At 31.8% G+C, this 21,155-nt stretch carries 21 protein-coding genes; 5 read left to right on the top strand and 16 right to left on the bottom strand.

Features of this window, described 5'->3' with window-relative positions; translation table 11 throughout:
- Window positions 1-4: 4 nt before the first annotated feature.
- Complete coding sequence (locus JG554_RS03970; RefSeq protein WP_064209831.1) at window positions 5-1,306, bottom strand: pyrimidine-nucleoside phosphorylase; 1,302 nt, start codon at window positions 1,304-1,306, stop codon at window positions 5-7.
- A gap of 67 nt (window positions 1,307-1,373) precedes the next feature.
- On the bottom strand, window positions 1,374-2,036 hold the full coding sequence (gene deoC, locus JG554_RS03965; RefSeq protein WP_046207733.1) for a deoxyribose-phosphate aldolase: 663 nt from the start codon (window positions 2,034-2,036) through the stop codon (window positions 1,374-1,376).
- A gap of 179 nt (window positions 2,037-2,215) precedes the next feature.
- On the opposite strand from deoC, the gene deoD reads away from it, so the two are divergent.
- The gene (gene deoD, locus JG554_RS03960) at window positions 2,216-2,926 is read left to right on the top strand and encodes a purine-nucleoside phosphorylase (RefSeq protein ID WP_046207732.1); all 711 of its coding nucleotides are present in this window, start codon (window positions 2,216-2,218) and stop codon (window positions 2,924-2,926) included.
- A 135-nt stretch (window positions 2,927-3,061) separates the two neighbouring features.
- Here deoD and JG554_RS03955 read toward each other — a convergent pair whose 3' ends face one another.
- The 9 genes from JG554_RS03955 to JG554_RS03915 all read right to left on the bottom strand — a co-directional run bounded on the left by JG554_RS03955 (window position 3,062) and on the right by JG554_RS03915 (window position 11,155).
- Window positions 3,062-3,511, bottom strand: coding sequence for a Dps family protein (locus JG554_RS03955; RefSeq protein WP_046207731.1), 450 nt, complete (start codon window positions 3,509-3,511; stop codon window positions 3,062-3,064).
- Window positions 3,512-3,690: 179 nt separating this feature from the next.
- Window positions 3,691-4,554, bottom strand: a complete 864-nt coding sequence (rbsK, locus tag JG554_RS03950) for a ribokinase (RefSeq protein ID WP_046207730.1) — start codon at window positions 4,552-4,554, stop codon at window positions 3,691-3,693.
- Between the two features lie 23 nt (window positions 4,555-4,577).
- Complete coding sequence (locus JG554_RS03945) at window positions 4,578-4,961, bottom strand: thiol-disulfide oxidoreductase DCC family protein (RefSeq protein WP_070039531.1); 384 nt, start codon at window positions 4,959-4,961, stop codon at window positions 4,578-4,580.
- Window positions 4,962-5,284: 323 nt separating this feature from the next.
- Window positions 5,285-6,652: an EVE domain-containing protein gene (locus JG554_RS03940; RefSeq protein WP_046207728.1), complete on the bottom strand. Its 1,368-nt coding sequence runs from the start codon at window positions 6,650-6,652 to the stop codon at window positions 5,285-5,287.
- A gap of 72 nt (window positions 6,653-6,724) precedes the next feature.
- Window positions 6,725-7,705, bottom strand: coding sequence for a YeiH family protein (locus JG554_RS03935; protein ID WP_046207727.1), 981 nt, complete (start codon window positions 7,703-7,705; stop codon window positions 6,725-6,727).
- 209 nt (window positions 7,706-7,914) lie between these two features.
- Window positions 7,915-8,145 (bottom strand): hypothetical protein, encoded by a 231-nt coding sequence (locus JG554_RS03930; RefSeq protein ID WP_046207726.1) that lies wholly within the window; start codon window positions 8,143-8,145, stop codon window positions 7,915-7,917.
- 24 nt (window positions 8,146-8,169) lie between these two features.
- A complete protein-coding gene (locus JG554_RS03925; RefSeq protein ID WP_070039536.1) occupies window positions 8,170-9,108 on the bottom strand; it encodes a type I phosphomannose isomerase catalytic subunit in 939 nt (312 codons plus the stop codon).
- 557 nt (window positions 9,109-9,665) lie between these two features.
- Entirely contained in the window at window positions 9,666-10,364 is a 699-nt protein-coding gene (locus JG554_RS03920) for a FadR/GntR family transcriptional regulator (RefSeq protein WP_046207724.1), read from the bottom strand.
- Between the two features lie 131 nt (window positions 10,365-10,495).
- Window positions 10,496-11,155 carry an SDR family oxidoreductase gene (locus tag JG554_RS03915; RefSeq protein WP_064209828.1) on the bottom strand — a complete coding sequence of 220 codons (660 nt, stop codon included), beginning with the start codon at window positions 11,153-11,155 and terminating at the stop codon, window positions 10,496-10,498.
- A gap of 147 nt (window positions 11,156-11,302) precedes the next feature.
- On the opposite strand from JG554_RS03915, the gene JG554_RS03910 reads away from it, so the two are divergent.
- Window positions 11,303-11,602: an ArsR/SmtB family transcription factor gene (locus tag JG554_RS03910; RefSeq protein WP_080937829.1), complete on the top strand. Its 300-nt coding sequence runs from the start codon at window positions 11,303-11,305 to the stop codon at window positions 11,600-11,602.
- 26 nt (window positions 11,603-11,628) lie between these two features.
- Window positions 11,629-12,582, top strand: coding sequence for a CDF family zinc efflux transporter CzrB (gene czrB / locus JG554_RS03905; RefSeq protein WP_070039538.1), 954 nt, complete (start codon window positions 11,629-11,631; stop codon window positions 12,580-12,582).
- A 118-nt stretch (window positions 12,583-12,700) separates the two neighbouring features.
- Here the strand turns inward: czrB and JG554_RS03900 are convergent, their stop codons facing one another.
- Window positions 12,701-13,432, bottom strand: coding sequence for a metallophosphoesterase family protein (locus JG554_RS03900; protein ID WP_046207720.1), 732 nt, complete (start codon window positions 13,430-13,432; stop codon window positions 12,701-12,703).
- Window positions 13,433-13,563: 131 nt separating this feature from the next.
- Between JG554_RS03900 and JG554_RS03895 the strand changes: the two genes are divergently transcribed.
- Window positions 13,564-14,652 carry a hypothetical protein gene (locus JG554_RS03895; RefSeq protein WP_046207719.1) on the top strand — a complete coding sequence of 363 codons (1,089 nt, stop codon included), beginning with the start codon at window positions 13,564-13,566 and terminating at the stop codon, window positions 14,650-14,652.
- Window positions 14,653-14,921: 269 nt separating this feature from the next.
- On the opposite strand, the gene JG554_RS03890 is transcribed toward JG554_RS03895, so the two are convergent.
- From JG554_RS03890 to glmS, 4 genes are all read right to left on the bottom strand, one after another.
- Window positions 14,922-15,773: an HAD family hydrolase gene (locus JG554_RS03890; protein WP_046207718.1), complete on the bottom strand. Its 852-nt coding sequence runs from the start codon at window positions 15,771-15,773 to the stop codon at window positions 14,922-14,924.
- A 51-nt stretch (window positions 15,774-15,824) separates the two neighbouring features.
- Complete coding sequence (locus JG554_RS03885; RefSeq protein WP_046207717.1) at window positions 15,825-16,625, bottom strand: ABC transporter ATP-binding protein; 801 nt, start codon at window positions 16,623-16,625, stop codon at window positions 15,825-15,827.
- A 27-nt stretch (window positions 16,626-16,652) separates the two neighbouring features.
- Complete coding sequence (locus JG554_RS03880; protein WP_046207716.1) at window positions 16,653-17,012, bottom strand: DUF2200 domain-containing protein; 360 nt, start codon at window positions 17,010-17,012, stop codon at window positions 16,653-16,655.
- Window positions 17,013-17,161: 149 nt separating this feature from the next.
- Window positions 17,162-18,967 carry a glutamine--fructose-6-phosphate transaminase (isomerizing) gene (gene glmS / locus JG554_RS03875; protein WP_046207715.1) on the bottom strand — a complete coding sequence of 602 codons (1,806 nt, stop codon included), beginning with the start codon at window positions 18,965-18,967 and terminating at the stop codon, window positions 17,162-17,164.
- Between the two features lie 641 nt (window positions 18,968-19,608).
- Between glmS and JG554_RS03870 the strand changes: the two genes are divergently transcribed.
- Window positions 19,609-21,144, top strand: a complete 1,536-nt coding sequence (locus JG554_RS03870) for a PTS mannitol transporter subunit IIBC (RefSeq protein WP_070039542.1) — start codon at window positions 19,609-19,611, stop codon at window positions 21,142-21,144.
- The last annotated feature ends 11 nt before the right edge of the window (window positions 21,145-21,155 follow it).

Raw genomic sequence — 21,155 nt, 5'->3', positions numbered from 1 at the left:
TCTCCTATTCAGTAATTATTTTATGAATCAACGTAGGAACTTCGCCGTGTGAACTTATCGTAATGCTTTGATTTAATTTTTCCTTAACATCATTAATTTGCTCACGGTTACTATGAATCGTTAATAAAGCTTCGCCTTCATCAACTGAATCTCCTACTTTTTTGTGAAGGACAATGCCAACACTTAAATCAATATCATCTTCTTTAGTTTGTCTACCTGCCCCTAACATCATAGATGCAACACCGATTTCATTGGCAATAATTTCGGTTACTGTACCAGATTTTTGCGAAAGTAAATCAATTTGAAAACGCGCTTGTGGTAGTTTACTAACATCATCAACTACTGAGCCATCACCGTCTTGATTTTCTAAAAATGTACGGAAACTTTCCAATGCTGAACCATCTTCAATTGCTTTTTCTAATAATGCTTGGGCTTCCTCTAAATCTTTAGCTTTGCCGCCAACCACTACCATTTGCGAACCTAAAGTCATAACTAACTCAGTTAAATCTTTTGGACCTTGACCTTTCAGTGTTTCAATCGCCTCTTTAACTTCTAAGGCATTACCTATTGCATTACCTAATGGTTGACTCATGTCTGAAATAATCGCCATCGTGTTTCGGCCAACATTATTACCAATACTAACCATCGCATGTGCAAGTGCTTCAGCATCTTCGATTGTTTTCATAAAGGCACCATTGCCTGTTTTGACATCCAATACAATAGCATCAGCGCCAGCGGCAATTTTTTTACTCATAATAGAAGATGCAATCAGTGGTATTGAATTAACTGTTCCAGTCACATCACGCAACCCATAAAGTTTTTTGTCAGCCGGTGTTAAATTTCCAGTTTGTCCTATTACAGCTACTTTTGCTTCATTTACAAGTTCAACAAATTTATCTTCACTAATTTCAACGTGAAACCCTTCAACTGATTCTAATTTATCAATTGTGCCGCCAGTATGACCTAATCCTCTACCACTCATCTTAGCCACAGGAACACCAACAGAAGCTACTAATGGAGCTAATACTAGTGTCGTTGTATCTCCAACACCACCTGTAGAATGTTTATCAACTTTTATCCCATTAATCGCTGATAAATCAATCACGTCACCAGAATTAACCATTGCCATTGTAAGTGCTGCTCTTTCTTGATCATTCATATCCTGGAAAAAAATTGCCATCGCTAAACTCGAAGCTTGGTAATCTGGTATTTCACCACTGGTATAAGCATTAATAAAGAATTCTATTTCTTCATTTGTTAAAGCTTGACCATCACGTTTCTTTTCAATAATATCTACCATTCTCATTTGAGTTGGCCTCCCCTGTTAGACATTTATGTCTTTATATGTCTCATTTTAAACTTAAAGATAGTGATTAATAATCTGAATTACTTTCTAATCCTTGGATGATCTGTACACCTGCACTAGCGCCAATTCGAGTAGCACCAGCTTCTAGCATTTTATTGAAATCTTCTAAGTTTCTGACACCACCTGAAGCTTTAACTTCTAATGCATCTCCGACTGTATCTTTCATTAATTTAACATCCTCAGGTGTGGCACCACCACCAGCAAATCCAGTTGATGTTTTCACAAAGTCAGCACCTGCTGCTTTACTGAGTTCGCAAGCTTTTACTTTTTCATCATCAGTTAAAAGGCAAGTTTCAATAATTACTTTTACCGTTTTACCATTAGCTGCTGCTACTACGCCTTCAATATCTTTTTGGACTTCATCATAACGTCCGTCTTTTAAGGCACCAATATTGATAACCATATCTACTTCTGATGCGCCATTTTTAATAGCATCTTCTACTTCAAACACTTTCACTTCAGTATTTGTAGCACCTAATGGAAAACCAATAACTGTACATACTAATACGTCAGTATCTTGTAATTTATCAGCTGCGTATTTAACATGTGTAGGGTTAATACACACTGACTTAAAATGGTATTCTGTTGCCTCATCAAGAATTTTATCTACTTGTGCTCTAGTAGACTCCGGTTTTAGTAAAGTGTGATCTATATATTTTGCATAATTCATTCTAATTCCTCCTAATATATTAACTGTATGAAATTATTCTAATTCTTGAAAGTCATTACTATTCTAAAAAATTAATAACATCACAACAAGTGCTTTACCTCTATATTACAAAAATTCGCAAAAATAATAAACAAATGTTATCTTTATTTTGATAAAAGAATTTAAAGGAGAAGAAGTCTATGACAAAATCTACACCACATATTCAACCTAACGGAGTTAAAATTGCTAAAACTGTTTTAATGCCTGGGGATCCCTTGAGAGCTAAATATATCGCTGATAACTATTTAGAAGATGTAAAACAATTTAATGAAGTTAGAAACATGTTTGGTTATACAGGCACTTATAAAGGAAAAGAAGTTTCTGTTATGGGTTCTGGAATGGGTATTCCAAGTATTGGTATTTATTCATACGAACTATATAATTTTTTCAATGTCGACACAATTATTCGAATTGGATCATGTGGCGCTTTACAGGAAAACGTTAACCTATATGACATCATTATTGCTCAAGGTGCTTCTACGAATTCGAGTTATGTAGAGCAATATAATATTCCAGGTCACTATGCGCCTTTAGCTGATTTTGACTTAATGTTAAAAGCAAAACAAAAAGCGGATGAAATTGGTGCTACTACCCATGTTGGTAATATTCTTTCTTCAGACACATTTTATAATGCCGATCCAACATTTAACGAAAAATGGCAACGTATGGGCATCTTAGGCATTGAAATGGAATCTGCTGCATTATACTTAAATGCAACTTTTGCTAATAAAAAGGCTTTAGGCGTCTTCACTGTAAGTGACCATATTCTACGTGATGAAGCAACTACTGCAGAAGAACGTCAAAACTCATTTACTCAAATGATGGAAATTGCATTAGAAATTGCTGAATAAAATTTTATAGCGTTCATACATGAAGTAAGTTCTTATTTCTATCTCTATTACAAAAAAGACAGGAATCAAATGAAAAATTTGATTCCTGTCTTTTACTGTTTTAAATATAAATACTGTTTGTCTATCTATAAACTATTATTTTCCTAAATAAGATTTTAACATCCAATTATGTTTATCAATATTGGTTTGCATACCGATAAACATATCTTCAGTTACATCATCTTCGGCATTAGAAGCAACTTCAATTGCTTCTTCTAATTGTTTTGAAATATTTTCAAAATCTGTTGATAATGCTTCAACCATTTGTTCTGCTGTATAACCTTTACCTGCTTCATCTATAATTGATAACTCTAAACTTTCTTTTAATGTACCTACTGGATTACCGTCTACTGCTAAAATACGCTCTGCTAAATCATCTATATATTGACTTGCTTCATCATATAATTCTTCAAATTTTGTGTGTAGTGAGAAGAAATTTGGTCCTTTTACATACCAATGAAAATTGTGTAATTTGGTGAATGCAACTGTCCAGTTTGCTACTTGTTGGTTTAATACTTTTACAACTTCTTCATTATTTTTTGACATATCAAAAATCTCTCCTTTAAATTTTTGTCGTAACTAAGCGACAATCAATTTTCGATTACAATAATTATTATATTATAATAATTACAATCTGTAAAGTGTTTATCAGTATTAAATTATAATTATTATAATTTAGAATGCAGCTTAATCACTCACTTATATTATACCCTGAATTAAGTCATTTAATCTAGTTCTTTTCTGTATGGCATTGCACCTTGAGCACCTAATCCTGTAACTGAAAAACTAGCAGCTAAATTGGCAAAATTAACTGCTTCCTCTAATGACTTATTTTCAATTAGAGCAACTGCTAGCGCACCATTAAACGTATCTCCAGCCCCTGTAGTATCAACTACTTCTTTTTTATATCCCTTAACAAGTTGTTGAGAATCACTGTAAAACAATGCACCCGCAGCCCCTTTAGTTACGATTAATTTTTCAGGATACATCATAAGAGCTTTATCAACTTCATTTTCAAATAATAGTTCACTTTCTGATTCATTTGGCGTCAACCAATTAACTTTCTCAATTATTTCTTTATCTAATGGTCGAAATGGTGCAGGATTTAACATTACCCTCATTTCATGTTTTTGTGCATATTCCACTACTTTTTTAATAGTCTCTTCAGGTATTTCATGTTGCATTACAATAATATCGCCAGCAGCAAAAAATTCTAGTTTTGGAATTACTTTATCTGGCGTTACATAATTATTTGCTGCCGGCACTACAACAATTCGATTATCATCTTCAAACAACGTTATATGTGCAGTTCCTGACGCTTCATTTTCAATAATATCCATATACTTTGTATTTACATTGTTTTTTTTAAGATTTGACAGTATTTGCTGTCCATTATCATCATCGCCTACAGCCCCGATCATATAAACATGGTCGCTTAAGTGTGCAGCCGCAACAGCTTGGTTAGCACCTTTACCTCCAGGATTTGTGAAAAATGATTCTCCCATTACTGTTTCACCTACATTAGGTAAAATATCTGTTTTTACCACTAAATCGATTGATGCGCTACCAATCACAACTATGTTTCCCATATTCTTTTCCTCCATCTATGCATTCAGTCAATAAAAAATGATTGCTCATAATCATTAGGTTTGTGCCAATGTGTTTTCCACATTCTGTTTCTATTATCTGCAAAAAGTTGATAACCAAAATCTCTTAACCATTTAGGGGTTATATATAATAATAAGCCAATCCATTTATAATTTGTTAAAGATGAAATCAATGATGCTATTGCATCTGATTTATACTTAAATTGGTCTCCTTCTTGCAAAATAACACTATCGTGTTGTTTTGTTTCTGGATAATTTTCAAACATATTTTGAGCTGTAGAACCTTGCAGTTTTGCAAATTGGTAACGTCCAGACAACCCATTTTGAATAAGCCAAATTGCGTAATTGTAACAGTATACGCAGTTACCATCGTAATAAATTATTGGCATGCCTTCATCTCCTTTTATGATTTGTAACCATAAAATATAAATTATTTATTCACAGTTCTATTATATCCTAAAATGATAAAAATAAATCATTATATGAAATATATTATTAGGTCTCCTTAAGTATTTATTTCACATACAAAATTGGGCAGAAATCTCATTTTATTTAAAATATTTCGTCACCTCACCACAGTAATGATGACTAGAATAGAAAAAGTATTAAACTTTACCTGAATTGAGCTTTAGTCTTCTACAGATAATATAAAAACGCCCAGGACGAACCAATGATGTCCCAGACGCTTATTCACTATTTTTAAACTGTGATTTTAATCTTGATTTACCTTAACAATTCTTGCATATTTTAAAAACTGTTCAGTATATTTTTGTTTTATATCATTTATGCTATCATACGTAATGCCAACGATATGCCAATTGGGATTAAAATGATAAAATGAATCTTTTTTTCTGGACCATTTAACCATACTTCCATCTCTATTATATCTTGGTAATGTCATTTCATAGCCTTCTAAAACATTAATATAAGTTTGAAAAATGTCTGGATCTATACGATTAAAATTATCAATAACCAGATAACTTTTATCATTTCTTGGCATAAGATTAGTAATGAAACCCTCTCTATAATACAAAGCACCCGCCTCATTTGGTAAATATTTACCATATAACATATCCTCTGTAAAATCTGGATGCCCTGCCGTAATTACTGGATTAGCATTTGTCTTTTGTAGCAAGTTTTCTGCAGCTTTTAGACCTTCGCCTTTATCAACTACTAACAGAATAAATGGTTTTACATCCTCATCTGCTTTATCAATAACATCTTGACTTTTAACTGCTTCAAACTGAGATTTCATTCCATCGTTTTCACTCATTTCAAGTATTGCATCAAATTGTGTACGTGACATACTCGCAATCGCTTGTTTTGCATTTTCTTGTAAATAATATAAGTTTTTTAATTTTGGGTGTTTATTTAATGTACTTAATGTTACGGGCTCGATTTCTTTTTCAAAATAAACCTCTATCGCTGTACTATTTGTACGACCAGGGATTGGAGATTTTTCATGTAAATGTTGACTTACTTCACCAACACCAATCACTGATTGTTCTCTATGTTTATTATAAAAAACGAGTTGGTCTCCAATTTCAAGTTGTCTATAAAAATGGTATCCATTTCGTTTAATACCATTATATGTGTGTGTAAACAACGTATTATAAGAATTGGGTTCGAATTCTTGCTCCTCTGATATAAAGAAATATCTAGGTATTTTCGTTTCTCCTTTACCCAAACTCACGATTAAGTCAAATTCGTCTTTTGTAATTTGATTAAATAGTGTTTCTTTCATATTAGTAATACGAAATTCTAATTGTTCACTTCTTTTTAAGTAATCAGCAGTTAATGGTTTCAATTGTTCTAACAACTGAAAATGAACACGAATTTTATTCTGTGCGCCTGTTTGAACGCTAGTAATTTCACCAAATCCTAGTAAACCAGTATCCATCTGTACTTGATAAAATACAACTTTATCTCCTACTTTAGCTTGTTTAAAAGATCGGAAACCTTGTGACGGATTAAATTGAGCACCTGATTCAAATAATGTTGTTTGACCCACTAATGGTTCGTTATGATTCCAGCGATTATATCCGCAATTTAACCAAAAATAATTTGTTTCCTCTGCCATTTAGATACTCCTTATCTCATATAAAAAATTCTATCTTCTCATTATATTTAAAAATTAATCCGCAAACAACGATTACAATAAATTAATCAATTTCATTGATATCAAACTTGTTATTATTACTACTATCCAAGTCACTAGCCCTAATAAAATCGGCTTTGCACCAGCTTGTTTAAATTGTCTGAAATCTACATTTAATCCTATACCTGCCATTGCCATCGTTATTAAGAATAGTGATATTTGTTGAAATATATGAATAACAGTTGGTGAAAAATTAAAAATTGTACTAATTAATGAGGCTATAATAAACCAAACTATAAACCATGGAAAGATTTGTTTGATCGACGTGCCTGTTTGTTTAGATTTTTCTTTACGAATCGTTCTATATGTAAAAAATAATACTACTGGAATAATCATTAACGTCCGTGTTAATTTTACAATTGCGCCAGTTTCTAATGCTTTATTTCCGTAATTAGAAGTCGCAGCAATAACACTAGATGTATCATTTATTGCCGTACCCCCAAAATATCCAAAAGCCGTTTGACCCATGTTCATTAAATGACCGAGTGGTGGGAATATAAAAACAGCTATTAAGTTGAATAAAAATATAGTTGAAATAGCAAATGCTACTTCGTTTTCTTTAGCCTTGATAACTGGGCTTGTGGCAGCAATCGCAGACCCACCACAGATAGATGTCCCAACCCCAATCAGGATGCTAAGATTTTCATTTATTTTAAATATTTTCATCAAAATAAACACGATTATAAATGCAGCTAATAAAGTTATAATTATAATTGGCAGAGATTTCCAACCAATTGAACCTATAGATTGAAAGCTCAACGTAAAACCGAGAACAATAATACTATAATGCAATACTTTTTTACTACTAAATTGGATACCGGCACGATATTTTTTGGGAATTTCAATAAAGTTATTTAAAAGAATACCTATAACAATGGCAAAGATTGCACTTCCTATTACTGGAAATTTGCTTCCCATAATGGTTGCAATAAGCGCAATAATAAATGTCATCAATAAGCCTCGAGATTTCGACATTTAGCCCACCTCCAATTTAAATTCTATTTTACCATAAATATTTTATCGCTAAAGAAAATTTTATAATCTTTTAATTATAAAACTGATTCATTTTAATTATTAATATCCATTTCGTCCAAACTGAATTTGATTTAATTAATAAAACTAATGATTATTACTTATAAAAAAAGTATCTTTAACTTCAAAAGTAAAGACACTAAATTTATTGATTATTGAACCATCGTCAATGCACCCATAATTGGCATTAAATTAATGAGTACACCACCAAGTTTTAATAATCCACTTATTTCTTTGTTAGGTATCGTAATTAATGTAGCAATTATACCAATTGCACCAATGATTACGGGTAAGAAAAATGAAGGGAAAATAGGTATTTTTAAAAATATCCCTGCGCCAGCTAATAAGCCGCAAATTAACGATACATATAAATACTTATACATTTTAAAACACTCCGTTTTTATTCTCTATAAATAACTTATAATTAATTCATAATTCCCTTCAAAAATTGTATCTAAATCGTCTGAAGTTAGTATGAAATTTTGACCTTGTGTTACATCATAAATGTCTCCATCAACTATGACTTGTCCATTGCCTTTTAATACAGAAACTAAAACAAATTCTCTCGGTTTCATATAATTTAATGTGCCAGATATTTCCCACTTAACCATTGTAAAAAAGTCATTTGAAACTAGTTGAATTCGTTTGTGATTTTCAATAATTTCAGTATCCGTAGCTATATTAATATTTTCTTGAGTAACTTCGATGACATCCTTTGCTTTTGCTTGATCCAATCCTCTGCTATGATGTGCTTTTTTCTCTCGACCAAAATCATATACGCGATAAGTGACATCAGAAGATTGCATTGTTTCATAGACAAGTACACCAGCACCTATAGAATGAACCGTTCCTGCTGGTATGAAATAAAATTCACCCGGCTTAACCTTAACTTTATTAAATAAATTTGCATAGTCAGTTTCATTGATTTGATTCACTGCAATATCTTTCGAATCTGCATTCACACCATAAATGATTTCTGCGTCTTCTTCTGCATCTATGATATACCAACATTCTGACTTACCATATTGTCCATTCTCATTTTCATAAGCGTATGCGTCATCAGGATGCACATGGATTGATAATGCTTCTTTTGCATCTACAATTTTTGTCATTAATGGAAACTCTTGGCTCGGGAAATCACCAAACAATTCTCGATGATTTTCCCATACCATATCTAGTGTCTGCCCCTTGTATGGCCCATTCAACACTTCACATTTTCCATTTGGGTGTGCTGAAATCCCCCATGCTTCTCCAATATTTTCAGCCGGCAAATCATAACCGAGTGATTTCAACTTTGTGCCACCCCAAATTTTCTCATGTAATACTGGTTTTAAAAATAATGGCATTCACCACACCTCCAAACTTAGTTAATATATTGTTTAATCTGATATTTCCAATTTAGAAAAATATAAATTTATACTATTAATATTACATTTTAAAATTAATTTGACAGAACTATTGAAATTGTATCACATATCTTAACGCATTATAAACTGTCACTTCAACGTTTACTCATATTTAAATCAATAATTATTATATCAATACGTTTCATAGACGTATAGTTAAATTAATGTGATTCAATTACATTCAGTTGAATTTGACAATAAAATTATTCAATTGTCATAAATTTTTTAAATAAAGACTTGCCTTGTCAATATTTTTCACATTATAATGATACTAGAGTCTTTAAAAGACTCAGATTCTTTTACATATAAGGTAATGAATTATGATGATTTTGATCAGATGATTACTGTTCAAAATTTAAAATTTGCAATAAAAAGCCCAAACTGCTATAGTTTGGGCTTTTTATTCATTGAAATTTAATTATACTCGCCTTAGACTTTATGAATTTGGAAAGCATTAAAATAAATTTGAAGATTATCGCCATGATGCTTTCTCAAATCTATTTTTCTTTGAAGTTGGCTAATATTGTTTCTTTGACTTCTAATAAATGTGACTCCATTGCTTTAACTGCTTCTACATCATCTTTGTTAGCAATCGCATTATAAATGACTACATGCTCCTCTAGCAATTTATTCATTGTTTTTTGTTTACTATAAATAAATATCTTTCTTGTTTCTTTCATAGAATCTTGCATGAGTTCAGATATATTATTTAGTAATTCAACTAATAAAGAATTATTGCCAGCTTTAGCAATTAATAAATGGAATTCTAAATCAGCTCTTTCTCCTGACGTGCCATCTGTTATCGCTTCCCCCATTCGATTCAAAGCATTTTTCAAATCAATTAAGTTTGCTTCTGTACGATGACAAGCAGCCATTTTAACGGTGGCGCTTTCAACAATTTCTCTTAACTCTAACAATTCTTTTATCTGAACTACTGAATTAAATTTATCTCCTAATTCAAAAAAAGTTGGTTCAATTTGTTTTACAAATGTCCCATATCCTTGTTTTATTTCTAATACGCCTATCGTTCTTAATGCATTCAAAGCTTCTCTTACCGAAGCCACACTCACACCAAATTCTTTACTGAGCTTTTGTATCGATGGTATTTTATCTCCGACTTGATAATTTCCAGATTTGATGCTTTCCAATAAAGTATCTGCGACTTGTTCATAAATTTTAGTGTTTGAAATCTTCATAGTTACCTCCAAACGATATCTATTATTGTATCAAATTTTCTTCCTAAAATTTATTAAAATAATAGATATTTCAGTTAAAAATGGACCAAATTACTATAAGTTGTAAATTGGCCCATCTTTGTAACTATTAATTATTTATTTTTAAAATTATCTAAAGCTTGTGGTATCTCCACATCTCCACTAATAATTTGGAATTCAGTATTTAAATAATCATCAGTTGTTACAACTTCATTGATAACTGAAGCGACATCTTCTCTTGGAATTGAGCCTCTACCTTCAAAAAAGGCTCCTACTTCAATCTTGTTTGTGCCATCATCATTTAATAAAACACCAGGATGTACAATCGTATATGATACTGATGCTTGTTTTAAATATTCATCAGCATAATGTTTAGCAATTGTATAAGGCTTCAAGTCTCCACTAGCATCAAATGCCTCTCTTCTAGAATCATATGTTGACACCATAACAAATTGCTTAACATGATTTGCCTCACTTGCTTTAATAGCTTTAATAGCACCATCTAAGTCTACAATAATTGTTTTATCAGCGCCTGTACTACCACCTGAACCAACAGAAAATACTACACGATCAAAACCTTTGAATTTTTCAGTTAAAGCTTGAATATCGTCTGTTTCTACATCAATTAATGTTGCTTTGATATTTTTTTCTTTTAACTGTTCAACTTGGGATTCTTTTCTAACTCCAGCGGTAAAGTCTATATCTTTTTCTTTCAATTGTTCTACTAAATGTTGACCAACGCCACCATTAGCGCCAATAACTAAAATACTCATATTGGTACCTCCTTAATTAAGTTAATACTAAAAGTCTACCACTTTTATAAGAATTTAAAACAATTATGCACTTTTTGTTGACATATTAGTACGAAAGCATTAATATATGAATATATACTAATATATTCATATATAGAGGTGAATTTTGTGGATGCATCAATAAACACTGAAACATTAAATCATGTAACCGATATTTTCAAAGCATTAAGCGAAACAAATCGCATACGCATCATGCACTTATTATCTCAAAGTTCTAGCAGTGTAGGACATATTGCGCACACTTTAAATATGGGCCAATCTAATGTGTCACATCAGTTACGTATACTCAAACAAGCCCACCTAGTCAAATCTACCCGAGAAGGCCAGTCAATGATATATTCAATTGACGATACACATGTAACTGATTTACTAAAACAAGCAATACATCACGCAAATCACAAACTATAAAACTATAATGAAAGGTGTGGACCTATATGACTCAACAACACGAACACAATCACACACATAATCATACACATGGACATGTACATACCAATAATAAAAAAATCTTGCTCATTAGCTTTTTAATTATTGGTATATTTATGATTGTTGAAATCATCGGAGGTTTTTTAGCACATAGTTTAGCACTATTATCTGATGGTTTACACATGTTCAGTGATTCAATTTCATTAGGTGTGGCTTTATTAGCTTTTATTTATTCTGAAAAACACGCTACTAAATCTAAGACTTTTGGATACAAACGCTTCGAAATATTAGCTGCATTATTTAATGGCGTAACGCTATTTGTTATCGGTATTTTTATAATCATAGAAGCAATCGACCGTTTCTTTAATCCAGTAGCTGTAAAATCTACAGAAATGTTTATTATCAGTGTAATTGGACTCATCGTTAATATCGTTGTTGCTTCCTTTATGTTTAAAGGTGGAGATACAGATCATAATATAAACATGCGTGGTGCATTTCTCCATGTTATTGGTGACTTATTAGGTTCAGTCGGAGCCATTACAGCAGCTATTCTTATTTGGACATTTAATTGGACATTTGCAGATCCTATTGCGAGTATTATCGTTTCTCTACTTATTATTAAAAGTAGTTGGGGGATAACGAAATCATCCATCAATATATTGATGGAAGGTACGCCAAGCGATGTCAATATGAGTGAAATCATAAGTGCTATTACAAGTGAAGCGCAAATAATAAATGTACATGATTGTCATATTTGGACTATTTCTAACGAAATAAATGCTTTAAGTTGTCATGCAGTTGTACCAAATGACATGACAATTGAAGAAGGTGAACAACTTTTAAACTTACTCGAACATCGTCTAACACATTTAAACATTCAACATATGACAATACAGTTTGAAACAGAATATCATAATCATGACAACAATACTTTATGTTCAGCAATTTATACAGAAAAATAACATGAATAAAAATAAAAAGTGACTAGATTTTAAAGCTTAAAATAAGCAATATCAATCTAGTCACTTTTATTATTTAAATTTCTTTTAAAATATATAACAAATCCAAAACATTTTATGCCTATAAAAATTTATCAAATATCAGCTCTTTAGCTGGCACTTGTTTTTCTTTAAAACCTCTTATAAATTCTTCATTATCATAAGGAACTTTAACCCTTTCAAATGAAAATTCATTTTCATCGATAGTAACAATACCATATACAGCATATGCGCCATTATTCAATCCAACAGATCCAGGATTAAAATAAACTTTAGATTTATCATCAAACAAATGAACCGTATGATTATGACCAAAAACAATTAAATCTGCTTCTTTATCCTCGAATAGTGATTTAATATTTTCTTCTGTAGGTTCCACAATGGGACTAAACGGCTGCCCATCAATTGGCGTTTTCAATTTATCATTTGGGATTTCATAATGAATGAACATGATTTTTTTATGATTTATAGTTTTTTCAATAACACGAGGTAATGCATTTAATTTATCATAATAATCTTCATCTAAGTGGCTTTCAATCCATTGGTGGTGTTCATAAAATTTATCTTTTAAGTCTTCAGGATAAGGCGTATCGTTAACAATTGACATCACCGCTTCATCATGATTACCTGCAATAATTTCCATATCATCTCTTTCAAATATTTCGTCAAGTACTTTATTTGTTTCATGGCCTACACCAATATTATCACCTAGGTTATATATTTTATTTATATCTTTTCTTCTATCAATATCATCCAATACTGTATCCAACGCATCAAAATTGCCATGTACATCAGTAAGAATTGCAAATTTCATGATGATATCTCCTTTCAACATTTTCTCATTTGGTCATTTTAACATTTTATAGCCATTTTGTTACCTATTAATTTTAAAATCTCTAATTTTTTGATAGCATATGCTTATCACTAAAAAGGAGTGCTTAAAATTTGTTTAAATTTCATAAACTAGCATTACAAAATGCTAAACCGCAAAATGCTAAAATTTTACTATTCACAATTGTAAGTTTTATCATATTATTTGCTTTGACTGTTCTAACTTTTATACCAGTTCAACCAGCAATATATAAGTTTTTAATGTCAATGGCAATGCAACAACCTATTGGTAGTGCCTTAATTACATTAATACTAGCAATATTAATTCCATTAGTGGTTTTCATATTTGTAGGCTATCAACTTATTGCTGGAACTATATACACTATAGACAATGCAATTAATAAAGACAAGGTTAAATTCAAAGATTTATTTTCAATATTTAAAAAAGGTAAATATGCTAAATCGTTAAAATTATCTTTAATTACTTTATTAAGTATTATTATTATATTATTACTTAATATTCTAATAAGTAAGCTATTACAATTAGGCATTGTACAATTATTCACTGCATTACAAGGACCGTTAAGCAGTTCTGATCATGCACTTGGATGGTCATTAACATTCCAAATCATTGCCGCTACTTTACAAGTATTTATATTGTCATTTGTTTATTGGTTCTTTACAATCCTAATCATCAATTATACATTAGCTTTTGTTAAGGAACCTAGTAGAGGCGCTTGGTCATCTGTGAAACGTGGCTTTAAAGCTATTAAAAACGGCAATAAAACTTGGTTTAAATTCTATATAGGTATATTATTGCTAAATTTACTTGTTATCATCTTAGCAAACCCAGTAAGTCAATTAGTTTCTATTAGTACTGGTAGTATTTCACAAACATTAGCAACGACTATTATCTATATTGTGTCAGTAATCGTTATTATAATTAGATTAATCGTTTATTACACAAACTTATTAGCAATTATTCAATACTACAATAAAAATGGCGAGAAAATAGATAAATCAGAAGTTAAAAAATCAAAAGCTTCTACACAATCTAATCAAACATCTAAAGTAAGCAATAGTGTTAATCATACAACTGAGAAAGCTACGGATAAAGTTAATCAAACTTCTGATCAGTTTAAAGATAATGCTGAAGAAAAGGCTTCAGATATCAAAGATCAAATTGATAACAAAGAAAAATAAATATCAATAGGAAACAGTTAGGACCATCGTTCTACCTTCAAAAAGGACTAATCCACGTTCAAAAGGATTAGTCCTTTTGAATTTATACTTGTCTTTTTTTACGATACTACTTAACTGTTTATATTATACTTGCACACTCTCAATTGATTCTTATGCTAAAGCATTTGAACAGTCAATTATCCATATCAAAAAAGACACTTTATCTCATTTAATGATCATTATTAAACGAGAAAAGTGTCTTTTTTAATCAATTTATCTATACGTATATTTTATAATAAATGTTTTTTCAAGTATAATGCCGCACCATTTTCTTCATTTGTGAATGAAGTGACATCATCAGCTAAAGCTTGAATTTCTGGCCGAGCGTTCTTCATCGCTACAGTATAATTACCAAACGCAAACATCGCTCTGTCGTTATCACTGTCACCAATGACTAATGTTTCTTCTTGTTTAATGCCAAAGTAGTCTATCATTTCTTTAATTCCAGTGCCTTTGTCAATACCAAAAGCCATTGTTTCCGCGTTAAAGCGCGATGAATTTGATACACTGATTTGAAGTGCTGTTTGGTCATCGATTAACTGATTTCGAAATTGAGTAATCTTATCATAATCTGGTGAGAATAAATAAATTTTTGAAAATGATGTGTCAGGGATAATTGGTTCCCAACTTACTTTTTCAACAATAGATTCTCTACGGGATGTCCACTCACTATAGCCTACGTTTTCAGGTGGTGTTGATTGTTTAAACATAGCTTCTGCCCACGTTTGATCTTCATTAAGAATGATACGATTGCCGTCGAAAGGAAACACTTCATAATAAATTGCTTGTGCTTTTGCTCTTTTCACAATTTCATTTACCGTATCAAATGTTAAACTATGTTTAAAAATAGTTTCATTGTGAACGACACCGTTCGTACCATTAGAACTAATAATACCATCCACTTTAAAGTCTTTAGGTACAAGGTAATGAATTTCATCATGTGCTCTTCCAGTAGCTAAAAACACTTTATAACCATGATTTCTTAAAGTCTGTATTATTTCTGTCGTTTCGTTATCTACACGATTGTTTTTATGTAAAATTGTACCATCCATATCCAAAAATATTGCTTTAACATTTTCCATTTAATATAAATCCTCCATCATATGTTATCGTCTTAAATTATGGCACTTTGTCTATGTTTCTGCAATGTCTTCATCTTCTAAAAACAATGTATAGCGCCCATGGTTATATGTTATGCTGACATTCCGCTTAAAGAAGTGACTTAATGTTGTATTATTTAGAATTTCGGATAATTGACCTTGTTTGAAAGATTGTCCATTTTTCAATAAAAAACCATAATCAATGTCCTGGGTGATTTCTTCTACAAAATGCGTGACATAAATTACTGCTAATTGAGGATTTTGCTTATACAATTGTGTCAGTGCACTTAATAAATCTTCTCTTGCAATAAAATCTAGTCCTGAAGCTGGTTCATCCAAAATTAAAAGTTTAGGGCTCCCCATCAAAGCTCTTGCTATCAACACTTTTTGACGCTCTCCAGTAGAAAGATAACCATAATATTGATTTTCAAATTGAGTCATTCCCATTTGCTTTAAATATTGTTTTGCCAAATCTATGTGTTGTTGTTGTACATCCTGAAACACACCGATTGACTTAAATATCCCACTCATTACTACATCTAAAACAATTTCACCATCTTGAAAACGATCCATTAAACTACTAGATACAAATCCAATTTGCTGGCGTACATTTTCAGCAGAATATCCTTTGTTTCCAGGCTTCATACCAAATAAAGTCATTTCACCTGACGTATTTGGCTCATAGGCATTTAAAATATTCAATAGTGTCGTCTTACCTGCCCCATTCAAACCATATAACATCCATTTTTCTCCCTCTTTAATCTGCCAACTCACACCTTGAACAATTTCTTTTCCATCTTTTCTTCTTGCTATATTGTTCAAATCAATTAGCATATATATCCCCCTTTGTTAAATTGCCATTTATTTTTGATTCTGTCTAAATATATTTTCCAATGTCTTACCTTTAGCTAATTCATCAACCATCTTGTCTAAATACCTAATCTCTTTCATTACTGATTCTTCCATATTTTCAACACGAATCCCACAAATAACACCTGTCACTTTAGTTCTATGTGGATTTAATTGTGGTGCTTGTTGAATAAATGTTTCATAATCAGTGCCATCTTCTACCATTTCATCCAACTGAGGTTGACTATAGTCGGTCATCCACTTAATGATCGTGTCCACTTCATTTTTCGTTCTACCTTTTTTTTCGGCCTTTTTCACTAAATGAGGATAAACATTTCCAAAAGCCATAGTATAAATTTTAGGTTTTGTCATTATTTTACACTACCTTTCTTTAATTTCTATATGTAATCGTTCTTCTTAGCATATTAAATTTTCTAAACTTTTGAAAACATTTCACTTTCAATAAGTTAAAAATAAAAGCTGAGACAATTTAATGTCCCAGCTCAAATTTATTTATAAATTTATTCAACTGTTACAGACTTAGCTAAGTTACGTGGTTTATCCACATCTAAATCTCTGTGCAGTGCAGCATAATATGAAATTAACTGCATTGCCACAACAGCAACTAATGGTGTTAACAACTCATGGACATGAGGAATAACGTATGTGTCGCCCTCTTTATTTAATCCATCCATAGAAATTATACAAGGGTTTGCGCCACGTGCAGCAACTTCTTTCACATTGCCGCGAATAGAAAGGTTTACATTTTCTTGTGTAGCTAAAGCAATCACTGGAGTACCCTCTTCAATAAGAGCAATCGTACCGTGTTTAAGTTCACCACCTGCAAAACCTTCTGCTTGAATATAAGAAATTTCTTTAAGCTTCAATGCGCCTTCTAAACTAACATTATAGTCGATTGTACGACCAATAAAGAATGCATTTCTAGTTGTTTCTAAGAAATCTGTAGCAATTTGTTTCATTACATCTGCATCATCCACAATTGTTTCAATAGCAGTAGTCACTTTCGCGAGTTCTCGTAATAACTCAACGTCGGCTTCTTTACCGTGTTCTTTCGCTACAATTTGTGACAAAATTGAAAGTACTGCAATTTGTGCAGTGTAGGCTTTTGTAGATGCAACGGCTATTTCAGGACCGGCATGTAATAATAAAGTATGATCTGCTTCACGAGATAATGTTGAACCAGGAACGTTTGTAATTGTTAATGATTTGTGCCCTAGTTTCTTAGTTTCTACTAATACAGCACGACTATCCGCTGTTTCACCTGATTGTGAAATGTAAATAAATAATGGTTTTTCAGAAAGTAATGGCATATTATATACAAATTCTGAAGCAACATGTACTTCTGTAGGCACGCCTGCCCATTTTTCTAAGTATTCTTTACCAACTAATCCTGCATGATAACTTGTACCTGCTGCGATGATGTAAATTCTGTCTGCATCTGCTACATCTTTTATAATATCCGCATCCATTTTCAAATTACCTTCAGCATCTTGATATTCCTGGATAATACGACGCATTACTGCAGGTTGTTCATGGATTTCTTTCAACATGTAATGATCATAAACACCTTTTTCTGCATCAGCAGCATCAATTTGTGCAGTATAAGCTTCTCTGTCTTGTACCGTACCTTCTTGGTCTTTAATAACTACATCATCACGTTTAACAATAACAATTTCATGATCATGAATTTCTTTGTATTGGTTTGTTACTTGTAACATTGCAAGTGCATCTGAAGCAATAACATTAAAATCATCGCCTACACCAATTAATAACGGCGATTTATTTTTTGCAACATACATAGTGTCACGGTCATGACTATCAATTAATCCTAATGCGTAAGAACCTTCTAATAACGATACAACTTTCGTAAACGCTGCTTCTGTAGAAAGTCCAGTATTTGAGAAGTATTCAACTAATTGAACAATAACTTCTGTATCAGTTTCAGATAGAAATTTTACATCTGATAAATATTCATTTTTTAACTCTTCATAGTTTTCAATTACACCATTATGCACTAAAGTGAAACGTTTAGTTGCAGATTGATGTGGGTGTGAATTTTCATAATTTGGCACACCATGTGTTGCCCAACGTGTGTGACCAATACCTACATTGCCATCAACGTCTTTACTATCTGCAACTTTTCTTAACTCTGCAATACGTCCTTTTGATTTAAATACATTTGTGCCATCATCGTTAACAACAGCAACACCAGCAGAGTCATATCCTCTATATTCTAATTTTTCTAATCCTTTTAGTAACAATTCTTTGGCATTATCATGCCCGATATATCCAACTATTCCACACATATAAATACTCCTCCAATTTAATGGTGAAGGGTATTGAACGTTCGGCGTATAGGAACCTGTTCAATATATAAGACCAATTCAAATAAATTTCTTAACATTCGTTTTTGTAAGAAATTTTAAAAATAGGCACAGAAATCCCATTCACCTTTACTTTTAATTTTTATTTAATTTGGCTATCTTATTAACTTTGTGCACTAGGTCACCCTAATGTTTTCCTTAATAAGTTTACGAATGAGCCACATCCGGGATAGCATCCGCCGATGGTTCGATAACTATCCTCCTCGTCTACAAGCTTCGATTTCATATCTATTAAGATTTCTGCTATAAATCTTAAATGTTAAATATTTAACCGCTTCACTTGCACAGGCGCTTTTATTGATATATTTAAGACAAACTTTCCTCCTTTCCTTCAATACCACTAATTGTACAATGTATTTGTGACCAAATGCAAATTTTTTATTAACTTCATCCTTAAAATAATTGCAAAATGTTTTTATTATTAAAAATTCAAAATCTTCCATATATTAATAGTCATAAACTTGTCAAAAAATATGTGACAAATTTGAGATTACTATTTGTTGTTTATTTATGTAAACAGACCTACAATGATACTTAAATACAGAGAAAAAGAGGTGCAAATTATGTCACAAACAGATGCTCAAGAAAATAAAGGAATTGGTCGTAAAGTTCAAGCCTTTGGTTCATTTTTAAGTAGTATGATTATGCCTAATATTGGTGCTTTTATTGCTTGGGGTTTTATAGCAGCAATATTTATAGATGGCGGTTGGTGGCCAAATAAAGATTTAGGTGAATTAGCTGGACCAATGATTACTTATTTAATACCATTATTAATTGCTTATAGTGGTGGTCGCCTAATACACGAGATGCGTGGCGGAATTATTGCAGCTGTAGCAACAATGGGTGTTATTGTAGCATTACCAGAAACACCTATGTTACTAGGTGCAATGATTATGGGACCACTTGTTGGTTGGTTAATGAAGAAAACTGATGAATTCATTCAACCAAGAACACCACAAGGTTTTGAAATGTTATTCAATAACTTCTCAGCTGGTATTTTAGGTTTTATTATGACTATCATAGGTTTTAAAATATTAGCACCAATCATGGAATTTATCATGCATATTTTATCAGTTGCTGTTGAAGCATTGGTACATGCGCATTTACTTCCATTGGTAAGTATTATTGTTGAACCTGCTAAGATCGTATTTTTAAATAACGCTATAAATCATGGTGTATTTACACCATTGGGTGCAGATCAAGCTGCATCTGCAGGCCAATCTATTTTATACACAATCGAATCAAACCCTGGTCCAGGTTTAGGTGTTTTAGTTGCTTATATGATCTTTGGTAAAGGGACAGCTAAAGCTACTTCATATGGGGCTGGGATTATCCACTTCTTAGGTGGTATTCATGAAATTTACTTCCCTTATGTGTTAATGAGACCTTTATTGTTCATCGCAGTAATATTAGGTGGTATGACTGGTGTTGCTACTTATTCATTATTAGACTTTGGGTTCAAAAGTCCAGCTTCACCTGGTTCATTTATCGTATATATGTTAAATGCCCCTAAAGGCGAATTCTTACACATGATTACAGGTGTGTTATTAGCAGCAATCGTTTCATTTATTGTTTCATCAATTATTTTAAAATTCACAAAAGAAACAGAAGAAGATTTAGAAGCAGCGACAGAGAAAATGGAAGCATCAAAAGGTAAAAAATCGAGTGTATCTTCTAAGTTAACAGGGAATAGTGATGATAACACTTCAACAACTACAAAAGATACAGCTGACAAAAATAGTGATAGTCAATCAGAGGATGATTTACTATATAACTATGATACAGAGAATGTAGATGCACATGACTACAGTAAAGTAAATCATGTTATCTTCGCTTGTGACGCAGGTATGGGATCAAGTGCTATGGGCGCAAGCATGTTACGTAACAAATTCAAAAAAGCTAGCATTCAAGACGTTGAAGTAACGAATACAGCGATTAATCAATTGCCAAGTGACGCTCAACTTGTCATTACTCAGAAAAAATTAACAGATAGAGCAATCAAACAAGTTCCAAATGCAATTCATATTTCAGTAGAGAATTTCTTAAATTCTCCTAGATATGATGAATTATTAGAAAACCTTAAAAAAGAAGAAAACTAATCACTCACTAA

The sequence above is a fragment of the Staphylococcus sp. 11-B-312 genome (assembly GCF_016743055.1).
Taxonomy (GTDB): domain Bacteria; phylum Bacillota; class Bacilli; order Staphylococcales; family Staphylococcaceae; genus Staphylococcus; species Staphylococcus ureilyticus.
This window is presented reverse-complemented; position numbering and strand designations above follow the sequence as displayed.

Excerpts from the sequence above, each read along its gene's own strand:
- JG554_RS03945 (WP_070039531.1), bottom strand. The coding sequence starts at position 4,961 with ATGCCAATAATTTATTACGATGGTAACTGCGTATACTGTTACAATTAC.
- JG554_RS03900 (WP_046207720.1), bottom strand. The coding sequence starts at position 13,432 with ATGAAATTTGCAATTCTTACTGATGTACATGGCAATTTTGATGCGTTG.
- deoC (WP_046207733.1), bottom strand. The coding sequence starts at position 2,036 with ATGAATTATGCAAAATATATAGATCACACTTTACTAAAACCGGAGTCT.
- JG554_RS03880 (WP_046207716.1), bottom strand. The coding sequence starts at position 17,012 with ATGACAAAACCTAAAATTTATACTATGGCTTTTGGAAATGTTTATCCT.
- JG554_RS03870 (WP_070039542.1), top strand. The coding sequence starts at position 19,609 with ATGTCACAAACAGATGCTCAAGAAAATAAAGGAATTGGTCGTAAAGTT.
- glmS (WP_046207715.1), bottom strand. The coding sequence starts at position 18,967 with ATGTGTGGAATAGTTGGATATATCGGGCATGATAATGCCAAAGAATTG.
- JG554_RS03970 (WP_064209831.1), bottom strand. The coding sequence starts at position 1,306 with ATGAGAATGGTAGATATTATTGAAAAGAAACGTGATGGTCAAGCTTTA.
- JG554_RS03940 (WP_046207728.1), bottom strand. The coding sequence starts at position 6,652 with ATGGCAGAGGAAACAAATTATTTTTGGTTAAATTGCGGATATAATCGC.
- JG554_RS03935 (WP_046207727.1), bottom strand. The coding sequence starts at position 7,705 with ATGTCGAAATCTCGAGGCTTATTGATGACATTTATTATTGCGCTTATT.
- JG554_RS03885 (WP_046207717.1), bottom strand. The coding sequence starts at position 16,625 with ATGCTAATTGATTTGAACAATATAGCAAGAAGAAAAGATGGAAAAGAA.
- czrB (WP_070039538.1), top strand. The coding sequence starts at position 11,629 with ATGACTCAACAACACGAACACAATCACACACATAATCATACACATGGA.
- JG554_RS03930 (WP_046207726.1), bottom strand. The coding sequence starts at position 8,145 with ATGTATAAGTATTTATATGTATCGTTAATTTGCGGCTTATTAGCTGGC.
- JG554_RS03955 (WP_046207731.1), bottom strand. The coding sequence starts at position 3,511 with ATGTCAAAAAATAATGAAGAAGTTGTAAAAGTATTAAACCAACAAGTA.
- JG554_RS03890 (WP_046207718.1), bottom strand. The coding sequence starts at position 15,773 with ATGGAAAATGTTAAAGCAATATTTTTGGATATGGATGGTACAATTTTA.
- rbsK (WP_046207730.1), bottom strand. The coding sequence starts at position 4,554 with ATGGGAAACATAGTTGTGATTGGTAGCGCATCAATCGATTTAGTGGTA.
- JG554_RS03915 (WP_064209828.1), bottom strand. The coding sequence starts at position 11,155 with ATGAGTATTTTAGTTATTGGCGCTAATGGTGGCGTTGGTCAACATTTA.
- JG554_RS03925 (WP_070039536.1), bottom strand. The coding sequence starts at position 9,108 with ATGCCATTATTTTTAAAACCAGTATTACATGAGAAAATTTGGGGTGGC.
- JG554_RS03920 (WP_046207724.1), bottom strand. The coding sequence starts at position 10,364 with ATGAAGATTTCAAACACTAAAATTTATGAACAAGTCGCAGATACTTTA.
- deoD (WP_046207732.1), top strand. The coding sequence starts at position 2,216 with ATGACAAAATCTACACCACATATTCAACCTAACGGAGTTAAAATTGCT.